The organism is Brevundimonas sp. FG128, assembly GCF_057809775.1.
Window position 1 is genome coordinate 253,567 of sequence record NZ_JBMDKP010000004.1, and the last position, 15,424, is coordinate 268,990.

The 15,424-nt window shown below is 68.9% G+C and carries 15 protein-coding genes; 7 read left to right on the forward strand and 8 right to left on the reverse strand.

Annotated features, from left to right (window positions below; translation table 11 throughout):
• Positions 1-2: 2 nt before the first annotated feature.
• Positions 3-2,324, reverse strand: a complete 2,322-nt coding sequence (locus tag ACODSC_RS12765) for a sensor histidine kinase (protein ID WP_488814352.1) — start codon at positions 2,322-2,324, stop codon at positions 3-5.
• Positions 2,325-2,451: 127 nt separating this feature from the next.
• Here ACODSC_RS12765 and ACODSC_RS12770 point away from each other — a divergent pair, with 127 nt between their 5' ends.
• Complete coding sequence (locus ACODSC_RS12770; protein ID WP_488814354.1) at positions 2,452-2,847, forward strand: metallopeptidase family protein; 396 nt, start codon at positions 2,452-2,454, stop codon at positions 2,845-2,847.
• Between the two features lie 2 nt (positions 2,848-2,849).
• On the opposite strand, the gene ACODSC_RS12775 is transcribed toward ACODSC_RS12770, so the two are convergent.
• Positions 2,850-3,545, reverse strand: a complete 696-nt coding sequence (locus ACODSC_RS12775; RefSeq protein WP_488814355.1) for a MarC family protein — start codon at positions 3,543-3,545, stop codon at positions 2,850-2,852.
• An 83-nt stretch (positions 3,546-3,628) separates the two neighbouring features.
• Between ACODSC_RS12775 and pyrF the strand changes: the two genes are divergently transcribed.
• Positions 3,629-4,360 carry an orotidine-5'-phosphate decarboxylase gene (gene pyrF, locus ACODSC_RS12780; protein WP_488814357.1) on the forward strand — a complete coding sequence of 244 codons (732 nt, stop codon included), beginning with the start codon at positions 3,629-3,631 and terminating at the stop codon, positions 4,358-4,360.
• A 50-nt stretch (positions 4,361-4,410) separates the two neighbouring features.
• Here pyrF and ACODSC_RS12785 read toward each other — a convergent pair whose 3' ends face one another.
• Complete coding sequence (locus ACODSC_RS12785) at positions 4,411-5,604, reverse strand: hypothetical protein (protein ID WP_488814358.1); 1,194 nt, start codon at positions 5,602-5,604, stop codon at positions 4,411-4,413.
• Positions 5,605-5,702: 98 nt separating this feature from the next.
• A complete protein-coding gene (locus ACODSC_RS12790) occupies positions 5,703-5,960 on the reverse strand; it encodes a DUF1674 domain-containing protein (protein ID WP_488814359.1) in 258 nt (85 codons plus the stop codon).
• A gap of 96 nt (positions 5,961-6,056) precedes the next feature.
• Between ACODSC_RS12790 and htpX the strand changes: the two genes are divergently transcribed.
• Together htpX and ACODSC_RS12800 are read left to right on the forward strand one after the other, a co-directional pair.
• Positions 6,057-7,031 carry a zinc metalloprotease HtpX gene (htpX, locus tag ACODSC_RS12795; RefSeq protein ID WP_488814479.1) on the forward strand — a complete coding sequence of 325 codons (975 nt, stop codon included), beginning with the start codon at positions 6,057-6,059 and terminating at the stop codon, positions 7,029-7,031.
• Positions 7,032-7,138: 107 nt separating this feature from the next.
• Entirely contained in the window at positions 7,139-8,743 is a 1,605-nt protein-coding gene (locus tag ACODSC_RS12800; RefSeq protein WP_488814361.1) for a M20/M25/M40 family metallo-hydrolase, read from the forward strand.
• Between the two features lie 174 nt (positions 8,744-8,917).
• Here the strand turns inward: ACODSC_RS12800 and ACODSC_RS12805 are convergent, their stop codons facing one another.
• Positions 8,918-10,093: an acetyl-CoA C-acetyltransferase gene (locus tag ACODSC_RS12805; protein WP_488814362.1), complete on the reverse strand. Its 1,176-nt coding sequence runs from the start codon at positions 10,091-10,093 to the stop codon at positions 8,918-8,920.
• 160 nt (positions 10,094-10,253) lie between these two features.
• Between ACODSC_RS12805 and trhA the strand changes: the two genes are divergently transcribed.
• From trhA to ACODSC_RS12820, 3 genes are all read left to right on the forward strand, one after another.
• A complete protein-coding gene (gene trhA, locus ACODSC_RS12810; protein ID WP_488814363.1) occupies positions 10,254-10,970 on the forward strand; it encodes a PAQR family membrane homeostasis protein TrhA in 717 nt (238 codons plus the stop codon).
• 102 nt (positions 10,971-11,072) lie between these two features.
• Positions 11,073-11,696, forward strand: coding sequence for a polyhydroxyalkanoate synthesis repressor PhaR (gene phaR, locus ACODSC_RS12815; protein ID WP_488814365.1), 624 nt, complete (start codon positions 11,073-11,075; stop codon positions 11,694-11,696).
• A complete protein-coding gene (locus tag ACODSC_RS12820; protein ID WP_488814367.1) occupies positions 11,693-12,046 on the forward strand; it encodes a hypothetical protein in 354 nt (117 codons plus the stop codon). Before phaR ends, ACODSC_RS12820 begins: the two co-directional genes overlap by 4 nt.
• Positions 12,047-12,258: 212 nt before the next feature.
• Here the strand turns inward: ACODSC_RS12820 and ACODSC_RS12825 are convergent, their stop codons facing one another.
• The 3 genes from ACODSC_RS12825 to ACODSC_RS12835 form a co-directional block, all read right to left on the reverse strand.
• Entirely contained in the window at positions 12,259-12,684 is a 426-nt protein-coding gene (locus tag ACODSC_RS12825) for a hypothetical protein (RefSeq protein ID WP_488814480.1), read from the reverse strand.
• 84 nt (positions 12,685-12,768) lie between these two features.
• Positions 12,769-13,683, reverse strand: a complete 915-nt coding sequence (locus tag ACODSC_RS12830) for a hydroxymethylglutaryl-CoA lyase (RefSeq protein ID WP_488814369.1) — start codon at positions 13,681-13,683, stop codon at positions 12,769-12,771.
• Positions 13,683-15,368 carry an ArnT family glycosyltransferase gene (locus ACODSC_RS12835; RefSeq protein ID WP_488814370.1) on the reverse strand — a complete coding sequence of 562 codons (1,686 nt, stop codon included), beginning with the start codon at positions 15,366-15,368 and terminating at the stop codon, positions 13,683-13,685. The genes ACODSC_RS12830 and ACODSC_RS12835 overlap by 1 nt, the downstream gene beginning before the upstream one ends.
• Between the last annotated feature and the right edge of the window lie 56 nt (positions 15,369-15,424).

Here is a 15,424-nt window from a genome sequence, read left to right on the forward strand (position 1 = left end):
CGTCAGCCTTCCAGCTGAAGCTCGGGCGCAGCGGCCGTGGTCACCGCGCCCAGCGGCAGGTGCAGGATGAAGGCGGCGCCCTTGCCCGGCTCGCTCTCCACCTCGGCCCAGCCGCCGTGCAGTTCGACCAGGGCCTTGACCAGGGCCAGGCCGACGCCGGGGCCGCCGCGCTCACGCCGCACGAACCGGTCGAAGACGTGGGCCTGCAGGTGATAGGGGATGCCGCGCCCGGTGTCGGATACGGTCAGCCGCACCTCGGACGGGCCGGTCTCGGCCGTCAGGGTCACGGCCCCGCCGCTGGACACCGCGCGGGCGGCGTTCTCCAGCAGGTGCTCCAGCGCCTGGCCGATCCGGTGCGGGTCGGCACGCAGGGTGCGCAGGTCCGGCGGGCAGGTCACGGTCAAGGTCGCCCCGCGCCCCTCGACCTTGGCGCGAATCTTTTCGCTGGCCTCGACGAACAGGTCCGAGACCCGCATGTCGCCCAGCGACAGCTCCATCTCGCCGGCGTCGATCTGGGCCATGTCCAGCACGTCGTCGATGGAGCGGGCCAACTGGCTGGCGGCGACGCGGATGGCGCCGGCATGCTGGCGGCTGCGCTCGGGCAGGTCGCCCATGGTCTCCAGCAGTTCGGAATAGCCGACGATGGTCGTCAGGGGCGTGCGCAGCTCATAGGAGACGCTGCCCACGAACTCGCGCTTCAGCGCCTGGCTTTCGGCCAGGGCCTGTTCGCGCTGGACCAGGGCCTGTTCCAGACCGCGGCGGGCGGTCACGTCCGAGAAGGCGACCAGGGTCGCGCCGTCCGGCAGCGGCCGGGTCTGCCAGGCGGCGACGCGTCCATCGACCGTGCGGCCCTCGCCTGAGATCGCCACGCGGCTTTCGGGATCGGGATCGGCGACGCGCGCCTTCAGCCCCAGCCAAAGGGCCGGATCGGGCAGCACCGCCTTGCACAGTTCGGCCAGGGCGTCGAAGTCCGAAGCCGCCGCGATCCGATCGACCGACAGATTCCAGAAGGTCTCGAACGCCTCGTTGTGCAGCCTCAGCCGACCGTCCGAGCCGAACACGGCGACCGCATCGTTCAGCTTGTCCAGGGTCGCGCGCTGGACCTGGATCTGGGCGTTGAACCGGCTGCGCAGCTTCAGTTCGTCGGTGATGTCCGAGAAGATCAGCAGGATGCCGCCTAGCGGATGCGGCTGGCGCACGACACGCAGGGTGCGGCCGTCCGGCAGGGACCAGCTGTCGTCCGGCGAGGCCTCGGACGCGCCATAGAATTCCAGCTCGCGCGCCTTCCACCCGGCGTAGTCCACCACCTCGGGCAGGCTGCGGCGCTGGCGCAGGCGGTCCAGAAGCTCGGCATGGGTCGGGCGTTCGTCCAGCCAGGCCGCGTCGATGTCGAACAGGGTCTGGAAGGCGGTGTTGTGGAAGGCCAGCCGCTTCTGAGGGCCGAAGATGGCCACGGCGTCGGCCAAGTGGTTCAGCGTCTCGTCATGGGCGTCGACGTGGCGGCGCAGGGTGTCGCGTGTCTCCTCCGCCTCGGTCACCTCGATGGCGAAGGCGGTGACGGCGCCGCCGCCCGCCGGCTCGGCAATGATTCGCCAGGCGCGCCGCGCGCCCCCGCCGGTCGTCCAGCGGAAGCCCTCCTGACGAACGCCAAGGCGCGCCGCCTCGGCGACCAAGGCGTCGGCGCCGCGGTCGAACGACAGACCCTTCTGGATGGCGTCCTCGACAGTTTCGGCGTTGATCTCGGCCAACCAGGCGCGGTTGGCCCAGGCCAGTTTGCCGGTCCCGTCCACCACCCATGTCGGGGTTGGCGAGGCGTCGCCCAGCATGGCCAAGCCGCTCTCCGTCGCATCCGCGCCGGTCAGGGTGAAGCGCGAGGCCGGCGACAGCCGCAGCCAGGCCGTGCCGCCAGCGACCCGGCCCTCGATCCGCCACGGCTCCACGTCGTCCAGCGCGACCAGCCCCTCGAACGCCTGACCCGAACGGACCAGGGCGTCGATCAGGGCGTCATGGCTGTGTTTCAGCTGGGCCAGGATCGCCCCGCCCACATCGTCGCCGTCCGGCGCCAGACGGGCGATCAGTTCGGCCGAACCGATAGGCGCGCCCGCCGCCATGCCGTCGGGGGTCAGGGCCATGCTGATGTCGTCGAAGGCGCGCAGCATGGCGTCGTGCCGGCCCAGGTCCGCCAGGGCGGCGACGCGTTCGGCCTCCGCCTCGACCGCGGTGGCGTTCAGCCGTCCACGCAGCAGCAAGGCCCAGGCGCTGACGGCCATGGCCAGTCCGGCTGCGCCCGCTGTGGCGACATAGGCGATGTCGGCCTCGGCCATTCTTGTCCCTGGAGAGTCTGCGCCCCGATTCGGTAACCATACCCCAAGCGCGAGAAAATGCGGCAGTCTCGTGATCGCGTCACTGCGCCCTGTTGCGAACCCTGGCCCGGACGGCGATAGCGGAGACATGACCGATCCCGTCGCCCCCTCCCTCGACGACTTCGCCCGTATCGCGCGCAAGGCGTTCGACGCCCTGCCGGCGCCGTTTCGTCAGGCCGCCGGCGAGGTGGTGTTCCGCATCGACGACTTCGCCGACGAAGCCACGCTGGCGGAGATGGAGATCGAGGACCCGTTCGAACTGACGGGGCTGTATCACGGCGTGGACATCGGGCGGCGCGACAGCCTGGGACCGGCGGCCGAGCCGTCGCGCATCTTCCTCTACCGCCGTCCTATCCTGGACGAATGGTGCGAGCGCGGCGACGTGGGGATTTCCGAACTGATCGCTCACGTCCTGATCCACGAGATCGGCCACCACCTGGGCCTGTCCGACGACGACATCCACGCCATCGAGGACGAGGACTGAGCCTACTTCGTCGCCGGATAAGGCGTCGTCACCGCGCCGGAGATCATGCCGGGGATGGCCTCGCCCAGGCCCAGCAGGATGAACTGGATGGCCAGGGCGCACAGGATCAGGCCCAGCACCTTGACGATGATGGCCATGCCCACCTCGCCCAGCAGGCGGCTGAGCGACCCGGTCAAGGCGAAACAGACGAAGGACACGGCGCAGGCGGCGGCGATGGCCACAAGCGAGCCCATGGTCCCCGCATAGCCCAGCTTGGCCGCCTCGCCCGCCTGAATGATGACCGCCGAAATGGCGCCGGGGCCGATCATCAGCGGAATGGCGAAGGGCACGACCAGCCGCTGGAACCGCCGGCGCGCATAGCCGCGCACGTCCTGGCTGTCGAGCAGGGCGTCCTTGTCGGCGAACATGGCCAGGAAGTCGCCCCGCGCCATGTCCAGCCCCAGGAACAGCAGCAGTATGCCCCCCGCGATGCGGAACGCGGCCAGCGAAATGCCGAAGAACTGCAGCAGCCCCAGGCCGGTGAACAGGAAGAAGGCGAGGAAGACGGCGGCGAAGGCGCAGATCAGGGCCGAGACCGAAATCCGCTGGCGCAGCGTCGCCCCGGCCGTGGCGGCGGCGAAGATCGGCAGGTTGCCGATCGGGTCCAGAAGCGCGAACAGGGTCACGAACAGGTTGACACCCAAATCGACTGCGTTCATCGCCTGTCCTCGCCCTCAATCCGTCACGCCGCCCTGCCGACGCACCCTCGCGTCCGGCATAGCCGCTCAGCGCGAGTCCGTCGATGACCCAGACCAACACCGTGGCGCCCAATCGCGGTCCCGACGAGCGGATCATCTGCGCCCTGGACGTGCCGACCGCCGCCGAGGCCGCCGCCCTGGTGTCGCGGGTCGAGGACGCGGTGGGGTTCTACAAGATCGGGTTGCAGCTGTTCGCCGTCGGCGGCATGGACCTAGCGCGCGAGCTGAAGGCGCAGGGGCGCAAGATCTTCCTGGACTGGAAGCTGCACGACATCGGCGCGACGGTGGAGAAGGCGACTGCGAACCTGGCGAGCGCCGATTGCGACCTGCTGACCGTCCACGCCCGACCGCAGGTGATGGCGGCCGCAGCGCGCGGCGCGGCCGGTTCGAACATGAAGGTGCTGGGCGTCACGGTCCTGACCAGTCTGACGGCCGAGGACCTGTCGGCCGACGACCACAGCCTGTCGCCCGCCGCACTGGTCGAGCTGCGCGTGCGCCAGGCGCTGGACGCCGGCATCGACGGCGTCGTCTCCAGTCCGCACGAGGCGGCCCGGGTGCGGGCGCTGGCCATTGAGGCGGGACGGCCGGACTTCCTGATCGTGACGCCCGGCGTGCGGCCCGTCGGCGCCGCCCAGGACGACCAGGCGCGGTCGGCGACCCCGCAGGAAGCGCTTCAGGCCGGGGCGACCCATCTGGTGATCGGCCGTCCGATCACGGCCGCAGCCGACCCGCGCGCGGCGGCTCTCAGCATCGCACAGGACATCGCCCTGATCTGAGGTCCAGACCAGGGCGACGGTTCGTCATCAATGTTCGCTTAGCGAGGCGATCAGCCCCGCTCGCCCGGCTCCTGGGCGTAGCCGTGATGGCGCGGCGGGGCCTGTGGTGCGACGGCTTCCGGCGGCGGCAGGTCGCCGTAATAGCCCTGAGGCGGGGGCGGAGGCGCGGGGATGGTGTTCACCTCGGGCGGCGCCACATAGACCTGGGCCGGCGCGACGTTCACCGGCGCCGACTGAACATAGACGGGCGCCTGATCGACATAGACCGGACCGCCGGTCTCGATCTGCGGCGGAGCCATATTGACCTGGCCGGGCGCGACCTGGATGCGTTGCGGACCGATATTGACCGGGGCCGACTGCACATAGACCGGGGCCTGATCGACATAGACTGGCGGGCCGACATCGACCTGGGCCGGCGCCAGGTTCACCTGCGACGAGGCCACCTGAATGCGCTGCGGGCCGATGTTGACCGGCGGCGCCTGCACATAGATGGGCGGCTGCTCGATATAGGTGGGCGGACCCATCTCGATCTGGGGCGGGGCCATGCTGACCTGCGACGGGGCGACATAGATGCGCTGCGGCGCGATCTGGACCGGCGGCGCCTGGACATAGACCGGGGGCTGCTCGACGTATTGTTGTTCGTAGCGCTGCTCATAGCGCTGTTCGTAACGCACCGGCGGGCGAACCGGCGGGCGGCAGTTGCAGTCGGCCGGGCGACCCTGCTGATACGGACGCCAGCCGACATAGTCGCGGCCGAAGCCATAGACCGGATAGCCGACAGGCGCGCTGACGGGGGGCCGTCCGACCAGGACAGAGGTCGTGCTCACGCCGCCGCCGTAACCGCCGCCGTAGTAGCCGTCCGAATAGCCGCCGCTGCCGACATAGGTCGTGCCGCCGCCGACATAGCCGCGCTGGAAGCTGGACGAGCTGGAATAGGACCGGGCGTTGATCGCCGAATAGCTGGAGGCGCCCGCATAAGCGTTCGCATTGGCGTTGGCGTAGGCCCCGCCGTTCACGTTCACATTGACGTTGTGGTTGGCGTTATAGTTGCCGCCGCCGTAATGGCCGCCACCGCCTTGGTAGCCGCCGCCACCGCAGCCGCCGCCGCAGCCGCCGGGTTGACCGCCATGGCCGCCGCCATAGCCGCCGCCGTGGCCGTGGCCTCCAGGCCCTCCGGCGAGAGCGGGCGCTGCCGAGAGCAGCAGAGCCGCCGATGCGGCGGTAAGTATCGACTGTATCGTCACGGGACAGACTCCTCTGAGTTGTCCCTGCACTGGCAAATCCGGCGCCTGTTTCTTAAGCCGTGGTTAACCGTTTTCCCCGCGCCGACAGGATCAGAGGGTCAGAAATCGACCGCCAGCCCCTTCTTCTCCCAGTCGCCGAAGCGGGTCGGTTCGGGACCGGACGGACCGCCGTATTCCGTGTCCGCCTGAACCGCCTCCTGGCGCGCGCGACGATCGGCCGCCTCCTGAAGGGCGCGACGGGCGGCCTCGCTGACGGGCCGTTCGGGCGTGGCGTGGGGCACGTCGGCATTGAAGGCGGGGGTCGGCGGAGCCGTTTCGGCGTCGTTGTCCGGGCCGGGGGTGGGATGTTCGGTCACAGGGCGGCTCCCTTGAGGCTTGATGCGCCTTCTCTCAAATAGAGGATCAAACCCGTGACGCCAGACACAGCGGCCGGATCGGGTGACGGAACCGCGATGAATCACCTGAAGACCTTCATCCTGCTGGCGGCGATGACGGCCCTGTTCGCAGGCGTCGGCTATATGATCGGACGCGGTCCGGGCATGGCGATCGCCCTACTGCTCGCAGGCGGGATGAACCTGTTCAGCTACTGGAACGCCGACAAGATCGTGCTGAGGATGTACCGGGCCCAGCCTGTCGACGAGCAGCACCCCAACGCCGTGGTCCGAAACTATGTCGCCGACGTGCGCCAGATGGCCCGCGACGCCGGCCTGCCCCAACCGCAGGTCGCCATCATTCCCAACGACCAGCCCAACGCCTTCGCCACCGGCCGCAATCCCCAGAACGCGGCCGTCTGCGCCACCACCGGCCTGCTCGACATGCTAACGCGCGAGGAGGTGCGCGGGGTGATGGCGCACGAACTGGCCCATGTGAAGAACCGCGACACCCTGATCATGACGGTGACGGCGACCATCGCCGGCGCCATCGCCGCCCTGGCCAACTTCGCCCTGTTCTTCGGCGGTGGAGACGACCGCGAACGGCCGGGCGGGATCATCGGAACCCTGGCCCTGATGATCCTGGCGCCCATGGCGGCCGGTCTGGTGCAGATGGCGATCAGCCGGGGCCGCGAATACGAGGCCGACCGCGTCGGCGCCGAAATCGCGGGCGACCCCGAGGCCCTGGCCAGCGCCCTGCAGAAGATCGACGGCTACGCCAAGCGGATCACCAATCAGACGGCCGAGCGCAATCCGGCCTCAGGCCAGATGTTCATCATCAATCCGCTGGCGGGTCGCGGAGCCGACAACCTGTTCTCGACCCACCCGGCGACGCTCAATCGCGTCAAGGCGCTGATGGAGCTGGGCGCCAAGATGGGGATGCAGCCGCGCACCCGAACGCCGGACCTGGCCCAGCCTCGCCCCGCCGCCGGCTTCACGACCTCGACCACCGGCGTGCCCGCGGCGCCGACGGAGCCGCGCGGCCCCTGGGGCTGAACATGGGGCTGATCGTCGCGGCCTGAACACGGTTTGCGGTTTGCACTCCGTAGGCGGATCGCATCAGATGCGCTCCTGTTCAGCCATCGGTCTTTCTTGGGGAATCCATGTCGCGTCTGCTCGCCTTCGTATCCGCCGCCGCCCTTCTCGCCACGCCGGTCGCCGCCCAGTCGGTGGACCGCGTCGCCGTCAACGGCATCATCGACCAGGGGCTGAACCACAGCCAGGCGATGCAGACCGCCGCCTATCTGACCGACCGGATCGGCGGGCGGATGACCAACTCGCCCCAGATGCGCGAGGCCGAGCGGTGGGCACAGCAGCAGTTCCGCGATTACGGCCTGTCCGACGTGCGCGCCGAAGGGTTCGAGTTCGGGCGCGGCTGGTCCATCGTCCGTTCCAGCGCCCGTATGACCGCGCCGCGCCCGCTGGACCTGCGCGCCATCCCCGTGGCCTGGACGCCGTCGACCAATGGGACCATCAGCGGCGGCGTCATCGTGGCCCCGATCTCCAAGGTCGAGGACTTCGACAAATGGCGCGGCAAGCTTTCGGGCAAGATCGTCATGCTGTCTCAGCCCGGCACGGGGTCAGAGCCGACCGAGCCGGCTTTCCGACGCTGGACCAGCGCAGAGCTGGCCGAGCGCAACGTCTATAACCAGCCGCAGCATTCACCGGCCGCCATCGAACGCTCGCTGAAGACCGTCAACTTCGCCAATGAACTGGACGCCTTCCTGGTCGAACAGGGCGCCCTGGCCTGGGTGCGGATTTCCCAGCGCGACGGCGGCCTGCTGCACGGCACGGGCTACACCTATCAGGTCGGCGCCACGCCTAAACTGGCGGGGATGGAGCTGGCGGCCGAGGACTATCGCCGCCTGGCGCGCCTGGCCCTGACCGATGCGCCGCCGACGCTGGAGCTGAACAGCGAGGTCCGGTTCCACGACGAGGACGTCAACGCCTACAACATCCTGGCCGACATCCCCGGCACGGCGCGCGGGACCGAATACGTCATGGCTGGCGCCCACTTGGACAGTTGGGTCGCCTCGGACGGCGCCGTGGACAATGCCGCCGGCAGCGCGGTGGTCATGGAGGCCGCGCGCATCCTGAAAGCCCTGAACGTGCGGCCCAAACGCACCATCCGTTTCGCCCTATGGAACGGCGAGGAACAGGGCATTCTCGGCTCGCTGGCCTACGTCGACCAGCATCTGGCGACGCGTGCGCCGTCGAACGATCCGGCGCTGGCGGGCCTGTCGAACAATCGCACCTGGCGCAGCCGCTGGCCCGTCGAGCCGCGCGCGGGCTATCGCGACCTGGTCGCCTATTTCAACCTGGACAACGGCTCGGGCAAGATCCGGGGCATCAACGCCGAGGGCAATGTCGCCGCCGCGCCGATCTTCCAGGAATGGCTGGCGCCCTTCGCCAGCATGGGGGCGACGACGGTCTCGCTGCGCAACTCGGGCGGCACCGACCACGTCTATATGCAGACGGTCGGCGTGCCCGGATACCAGTTCATCCAGGACCCGCTCGACTATTCCAGCCGCCTGCACCACACCAGCATCGACAGCTATGACCATCTGAAGGCCGAAGACCTGCGTCAGGCGGCCGTCATCCTGGCCAGCTTCCTGCTGAACGCCGCCAACCGCGACGAGCACCTGCCCCGCATGCCGCTGCCGACCCAGCCGACGCCGAGCGACCCGTTCGAATATCCGGCGGACTAAAAGATCGCCTACCCTCTCCCATAGGGAGAGGGCTTGAGCGCCCGAGAGCGTCAGCGATCGGTCTTGGCGCGAAAGGGTGAGGGGTTACACTATGCGACGCGATCAGCACCGTAACCCCTCATCCGGCCCTTCGGGCCACCTTCTCCCAACGGGAGAAGGGACCATTCTGTCAGATCACGCCCGCTCCACGCACATCGCCACACCCATGCCGCCGCCGATGCACAGGGTCGCCAGACCCTTCTTTGCGCCCGACCGCTTCATCTCGAACAGCAGCGTGGTCAGGATGCGTGCGCCCGAGGCGCCGATGGGGTGGCCGATGGCGATGGCGCCGCCGTTGACGTTGACCTTGGCCGGGTCGAGGCCCAGCTCCTTGACCACGCAAAGGCTCTGGGCGGCGAAGGCCTCGTTGGACTCGACCAGATCAAGGTCGGCGACGCTCCAGCCCGCCTTCTCCAGCGCCTTCTTGGACGCCGGGATCGGCCCGGTGCCCATGATCGACGGATCGACGCCCGCCGTGGCGTAGGAGGCGATGCGGGCCAGCGGCTCCAGCCCGCGCGCCCTGGCCTCGTCCGCGCTCATCAGCACCAGGGCGGCCGCGCCGTCGTTCAGGCCGGACGCATTGGCGGCGGTGACGCTGCCGTCCCTGGCGAAGGCGGGCTTCAGCTTCTGCATCAGCTCCAGCGTCGCGCCGTGGCGGATGTACTCGTCCTTATCGACCGTCACGTCGCCCTTGCGGCCGGGAATGACCACGGGAACGATCTCGTCGTCGAACTTGCCGGCGTTCTGGGCCGCCTCGGCCTTGTGCTGGCTGGCGAGACCGAATTCGTCCTGGGCTTCGCGGCTGATCGACCATTTGTCGGCGATGTTCTCGGCCGTCTGGCCCATGTGATAGCCGTTGAAGGCGTCCCACAGCCCGTCCTGGACCATGGTGTCGACCAGGGCGACGTCGCCCATCTTGTGTCCGTTACGCAGGGCTTGGGCGTGCGGCGCCTGGCTCATGCTCTCCTGTCCACCAGCGACGACGATCTTCGCATCGCCCAAGGCGATCTGCTGGGCGGCGATGGCCACGGCGCGGAGGCCAGAGCCGCAGATCTGGTTCAGGCTCCAGGCGGCGGCTTCCTTGCGCACCCCGGCGCCGACCGCGGCCTGGCGCGCAGGCCCCTGACCGGCGGCGGCCTGAAGCACATGACCCAGGATCACCTCGTCCACCTCGTCGCCCGAGACGCCCGCCCGCTCCAGCGCCGCCTTGATGGCGATCTCGCCCAGCTGGGACGCCGGCAGGGACGACAGCGCGCCCAGGAAAGAACCGACCGGCGTACGCGCGGCGGAAACGATGACGACGTCGGTCATGGGATTTCACTCTCTGCTGAATAGGTCTGCGTGGCCGTTTTGCCGCATCGCAGCGTGTTCGTCACCTGCGACGATAGGAGCCCGGCCGGATTCAGCCAATCGTCATCCTGTCGGCGCATTATCAGGGAACGATAGACGCGATCCACGGATTGGAAGGGCCATGCTCCGCACGCTGAAACGTCTCGTCACCCACGTCTGCACGCCGGACGAACTGGACATGATCGACCACTATCCGACCCGCGCCGAGAAACTGGCGGACCTGTGGGTCCATATCGTCGGTCTGATGCTGGCGGCGGTCGGCGGCATCATCCTGGCGGGTCTGGCGGGCGTCTATGCCGGCATCGGCGGCGTCATGGCGACGGCCATTTATGCGCTGTGCCTGGTCGGCATGCTGACGGCCTCGACCATCTACAACTGGACCAATCCCTGCGCCGCGCGGCCCGTGCTGCGTCGGCTGGATGAGGCGGCCATCTTCCTGATGATCGCCGGCAGCTACACCCCCTTCACGACCCAGCGGTTCGAGGGCCTGTGGTCCATAGGCTTCACCACCCTGATCTGGACCCTGGCCTTCACGGGCGCGGGGGTAAAGCTGTTCGCGCCGCGCATATCGGACAAGTTCTGGAGCGGCGTCTATGTCGTCTTCGGCTGGCTGGCGGTCGCGGCCCTGAAGCCGATGGTCGAGACGGTGCATCCCGTCGCCCTGGCCCTGCTGGTCATCGGCGGCCTGATCTACACCGCCGGCGTCTTCGTCTTCGTCAGCCCACGCGTGAAGTTCCGCCGCGCCATCTGGCACGGATTCGTCGTTACGGGCGCGACCGTCCATTGGACAGCGGTGCTGGTCGGCGTCGTCCTGGCCCCGGCGATGAGCCACGGCTGATCCGTCCGCACACTTTCTGTGTGGGGTGCGCATTGACGCCCCCTCTGGCGCTTCGCGGCGCAAGGGGGGATAGTGATGCGTTGCAACATCGCGAGAACAAGCGTGGCTGACGAAAAAACCAAGGGTGGAAACAAGAACGAGGCGAATGCGGTCGTCATCAAGAAGTATGCGAACCGCCGTCTCTACAATACGCGGACCAGCGCCTATGTGACGCTGGAGGACCTGGCGACCATGGTGCGCGAGGGCGTCGATTTCGTCGTCTATGACGCCAAGACTAACGACGACCTGACCCGCCAGATCCTGACCCAGATCATCTTCGAGGAAGAGAGCCGGGGCGAGGCCCTGTTGCCCGTCCAATTCCTGCGCCAGCTGATCGGCTTCTACGGCGGCTCGATGCAGGGCGTCCTGCCCTCCTATCTGGAGATGTCGCTGGCCAACTTCGGCCGCCAGCAGGAACAGTTCGCCAGCCAGATGAGCCGCGCCTTCGGAACCGGCGCCGGCGCGACCATCATGGAGGACGCCGCGCGCGCCAACATGGCCATGTTCGAACGCGCCATGCAGATGTTCCCCCCCTTCGCCCGGGCTCGGCCCGAACCGACGCCCGCCGAGCCCGAGGAAGGCCTCGCCCCGGCGCCGGAGGCGCCCGACGCCCTGGACGAAATGCGCCGTCAGATGGACGAGATGCGCCGCCAGATCGACAAGCTGGCGGGCGCCAAGCCCAAATGACCGACCGGATTCAGCCCGTCGGCGGTCCGGACCGCGTCGATCGCCGCGAAGGCGAACGCCGCGAGCGGGAGCGACGGGCCCGCTCGGCGTCGCGCGCCTTGGTCCCGGTCGATGCGCCAGAGCCCGTCGAGCCCCAACCTGCCCCGGCAAGAGCTGCCGTCCCCCCGGCCTCCGAGGCCGGAGCCGCCGCCTTCGTCGCCCAGCAGATGGGTCAGAGCGGCCAGAAGCGCGGCCTGCGCGGCGGCCCGCCGGTGCTGGATGCGGCCCGTTCCGCCTATCTCGGAACCGAATATTCTGGCGCCGCCGAGCGGCGCCCGCCGACCGGCAAGACGGCCAAGACCGACATCTGACGCGGCGGCACGGGGTTTGCTGGTGATGGGGCCTGACGCCTCTTGCCGGACCCGCCCATGCCCGCCGCCCTCACCCTCGCCGCCAAATTCCTCGACGTCGCCGTCGTCGCCCTCATCTTCACGGCTTTTTCGTAGGGCCTACCGCGCCGACCGCGACTTGAGGCACATCGTTTTGGGCCTATCGGCCTTCGGCCTACTTGAGGCCGTGCCCCTCACGCCCCGCCGAAATCGAAATCCTTGCGCGACGAGATAATCGTCACGATGAAGCCGGCCAGCACGTCCAGCAGGATCATGATCACGATCAGGAAGAAGGTCGAGGTCGCGAACCCCGGCAAGAGCAGGAACTCCACCAGCACGGCGATGAACAGGATCATCGACAGGGCGTGATTGATGATGGCGACGCGCTGGCTGGACGTCGACTTCACCAGCTCGAAGAACAGCAGGATCAGACCCAGGAACAGGATCAGGTCGCCCGACCCGATCGTCCATTGCGCGCCCGACGTCATGGTGATCGAGAACAGAGGATCGCGCAGCAAGGCGTCCGCCTGAACGACCGCGCCGCCGCCCGAACCGCCGAACAGCACCACGATATTGTAGAGCACCACGGGGATCAGCAGCAGCGGAATGGCGATCAGCATGGTCGGTCCTTGTTCGCGCCCGACCTGACGGCCACGCTTGTTCATCATGAATAGCGCCGTTCTTCGTCGCCCGCCATCGCCGGCTCAGTCCCTGGGGAAACCGCCCGCACGGCTGAGCGCCGACGGCGCCGGCCGGCCGATGGCCTCACCGATCCAGCGCGCCGTGGCGATGAGAGCGTCCAGGTCATACCCAGTCTCGAACCCGCCCCGCGCCAGCATATAGACCAGGTCCTCGGTGGCGATATTGCCCGTGGCGCCCGGCGCAAACGGACAGCCGCCGATGCCGCCGACCGAGGCGTCCAGCACGTCGATCCCGGCCTCGACCCCTGCATAGGCGTTGGCTAGGCCGGTGTTGCGGGTGTCGTGGAAATGCAGGCGCAGGGTCGCGTTCGGCGCGACCTTCTTCGCCGCCTCGACTTTTCGCGTCACCGCCCAGGGATCGCCCGCGCCGATGGTGTCGGCCAGACCGATCTCGCCCACGCCCATCTCGGCGATGGCCCCGACCATGTCCGCGACCTGATCCACCGACACCTCGCCGTCGAACGGACAGCCCCAGACGCAGGAGATCATGGCCGACAGCGACGGCGCGCCGTCGGTGGCTTCGGCGTTGTGCCGCCGCGCGACGATCTCGCCCAGCATGACCAACTGATCCTTCACCGCCAGGCCCTGGTTCTTCAAACCAAAGCCGTCGGTGGCCGCGACGGAGACATTGACCTCGTCCACCCCGGTCGCCAGCGCCCGATCATAACCCTTGCCGTTCAGCACCAGGCCGATGCGGCTGCGTCCCGGCTCGCGCGGCAGGGCGGCCATGACCTCTTCAGCGCCGGCCATCTGCGGCACATATTTGGGATGGACGAAGGAGACGGCCTCGATCCGCTTTGCCCCCGCCCCTTCCAGCCGTCGCACCAGATCGGCGCGGACGGCGGGGGCCAGCACGGCCTTCTCGTTCTGCAAGCCGTCGCGCGGACCGACCTCGACGATCTGGATAAAGCGGCCCATCACGAGCCCCCTGCGCCGCCGCCGGACCCGTTTCTGGGCGGCGGCGCATAGACGGTCAGGTTCATCTCGTCCCCGCCGGAGTAGTTGTAGCCGCGCACCACGCCCACGGCCCGGCCTGACACGCCCAGCCGCCCGGCGGCGGCGCGGAAGGCGTCGGCGTCGCGCGCCTCGACGATGGCCGGCCGCCCTTCGGCCAGCGCGCGGGCGGCGCCTTCGGCGTCCGTCAGATCGGTGTCGCGTCCGGTCAGGAAGACGAAGCTGGGCTCATGGAAGGTGGTGATGGCGACCGGGCCGGGGGTGCGACCCTGTCGCGGGTGCAGATCGGCCGCCTCCAGCGTCTTCTCCAGCTGGGGGGCGATAGCCAGGGGGCGCAGCTGCCGGATCGTGCCGGCCAGCGCCCCGTGCGCCACGATGCCGAAGGCCAGCGAGGCGACCAGGGCCGCGACCGGCGCCCGGTTCAACAGCAGGAAGCCGCCCATGGCCGCCGCCGCCAGGGTCGTGACCACGGTCAGGGCGGCCCAGGTCTGGGCCGTCGAGGTGCCATAGACCGTCAGCCCATAGACGGTGATGCCGATGATCAGCAGGCCGGCGAAGGCCGCCAGCACCGCGCCGGTGATGCGCGAGACCTTGCCGATCGGCCGCGCCAGGGCGGCTGCGGCCAGCAAGGCCAGCGCCCCGAAGGTCGGCAGGGTGTAGTGCCACAGCTTGGTCGGAGCCAGTTCGAACATCAGCCAGCCGGGAACCAGCCAGCAGACCAGGAACCGGATCGCCGGCTCGGCCCGCCGGCTCCAGCCGGTCGAGACCGCGGCGGGCAGCAGCAGGGTCGAGGGGAAGAACAGCAGGGGCGCCAGCAACAGATACATGCCGGGGAAGCCCGAGTGGCTTTCGTGGGCGCCCGCGATCTTGGGCGCCAGGTCGCCGCCGATGGCCTCGCGCCAGAACCCGCCGTCGGTGGCGATGGTGATGGCGATGGCCCACGGCCCGACCATCAGGGCGACCAGCGGCAGCCCCCAGCCCCAGCCGAGGCGATAGAGCCATTTCACGTTCCGGTCCCAGATCGACAGGGCGATGATGGCCAGGGCGATGACCAGAAACCCGATCGGCCCCTTGATCAGGATCGACAGACCGATGCCGATCCAGAACAGCAGCTTGTGCAACCGGATCGGTCGTTCGCCCGCCTTGGTCGCCATATAGATGCGCGCCAGCGCCGCCATGGCCAGGGTGGTCGCCCCGCACAGCATGGCGTCGGTCTTGGCGATCCCCGCCTCGGTGGACAGCAGGAAGGTGGCCCCCATGATGGCCCCGCCGAAGAAGCCGACCCGGCCGCCCAGCATGGCCGACCCGGCCCAGGCCACGGCCCAGGCCGCCAGCATGGCCCCCAGCAGGGACGGGATGCGGTAGGGCGCGATCTCGCGGTCCTCGACGTCCGAGGTCAGGCCGACGGCGACGGCCTGCATCCAGTAGATGCCGACCGGCTTCTTCCAGCGCGGCTCGTCCTGATAGCGGATATCGACATAGTCGCCGCTTTCCAACATCTGGGACGTGGCCTGGGCGAACCGGCTCTCGTCACGGTCCAGCGGCGGCAACAGCAGCAGTCCCGGCAGGCCGGCGATCAGCGTCAGCAGCGCTGCGAGGACCGGGCCTCTCCAGCCGGCGATGCGGCGATCCAGATCGAAAGTCTTCATATGAGACTCCTTACACGGCGACCGCGCCGTCGTCAGCCGTCTCCCCTAAGCAGCCG

Excerpts from the sequence above, each read along its gene's own strand:
- ACODSC_RS12765 (WP_488814352.1), bottom strand. The coding sequence starts at position 2,324 with ATGGCCGAGGCCGACATCGCCTATGTCGCCACAGCGGGCGCAGCCGGA.
- ACODSC_RS12770 (WP_488814354.1), top strand. The coding sequence starts at position 2,452 with ATGACCGATCCCGTCGCCCCCTCCCTCGACGACTTCGCCCGTATCGCG.
- ACODSC_RS12775 (WP_488814355.1), bottom strand. The coding sequence starts at position 3,545 with ATGAACGCAGTCGATTTGGGTGTCAACCTGTTCGTGACCCTGTTCGCG.
- pyrF (WP_488814357.1), top strand. The coding sequence starts at position 3,629 with ATGACCCAGACCAACACCGTGGCGCCCAATCGCGGTCCCGACGAGCGG.
- htpX (WP_488814479.1), top strand. The coding sequence starts at position 6,057 with ATGAATCACCTGAAGACCTTCATCCTGCTGGCGGCGATGACGGCCCTG.
- ACODSC_RS12800 (WP_488814361.1), top strand. The coding sequence starts at position 7,139 with ATGTCGCGTCTGCTCGCCTTCGTATCCGCCGCCGCCCTTCTCGCCACG.
- ACODSC_RS12805 (WP_488814362.1), bottom strand. The coding sequence starts at position 10,093 with ATGACCGACGTCGTCATCGTTTCCGCCGCGCGTACGCCGGTCGGTTCT.
- trhA (WP_488814363.1), top strand. The coding sequence starts at position 10,254 with ATGCTCCGCACGCTGAAACGTCTCGTCACCCACGTCTGCACGCCGGAC.
- ACODSC_RS12820 (WP_488814367.1), top strand. The coding sequence starts at position 11,693 with ATGACCGACCGGATTCAGCCCGTCGGCGGTCCGGACCGCGTCGATCGC.
- ACODSC_RS12825 (WP_488814480.1), bottom strand. The coding sequence starts at position 12,684 with ATGCTGATCGCCATTCCGCTGCTGCTGATCCCCGTGGTGCTCTACAAT.
- ACODSC_RS12830 (WP_488814369.1), bottom strand. The coding sequence starts at position 13,683 with ATGGGCCGCTTTATCCAGATCGTCGAGGTCGGTCCGCGCGACGGCTTG.
- ACODSC_RS12835 (WP_488814370.1), bottom strand. The coding sequence starts at position 15,368 with ATGAAGACTTTCGATCTGGATCGCCGCATCGCCGGCTGGAGAGGCCCG.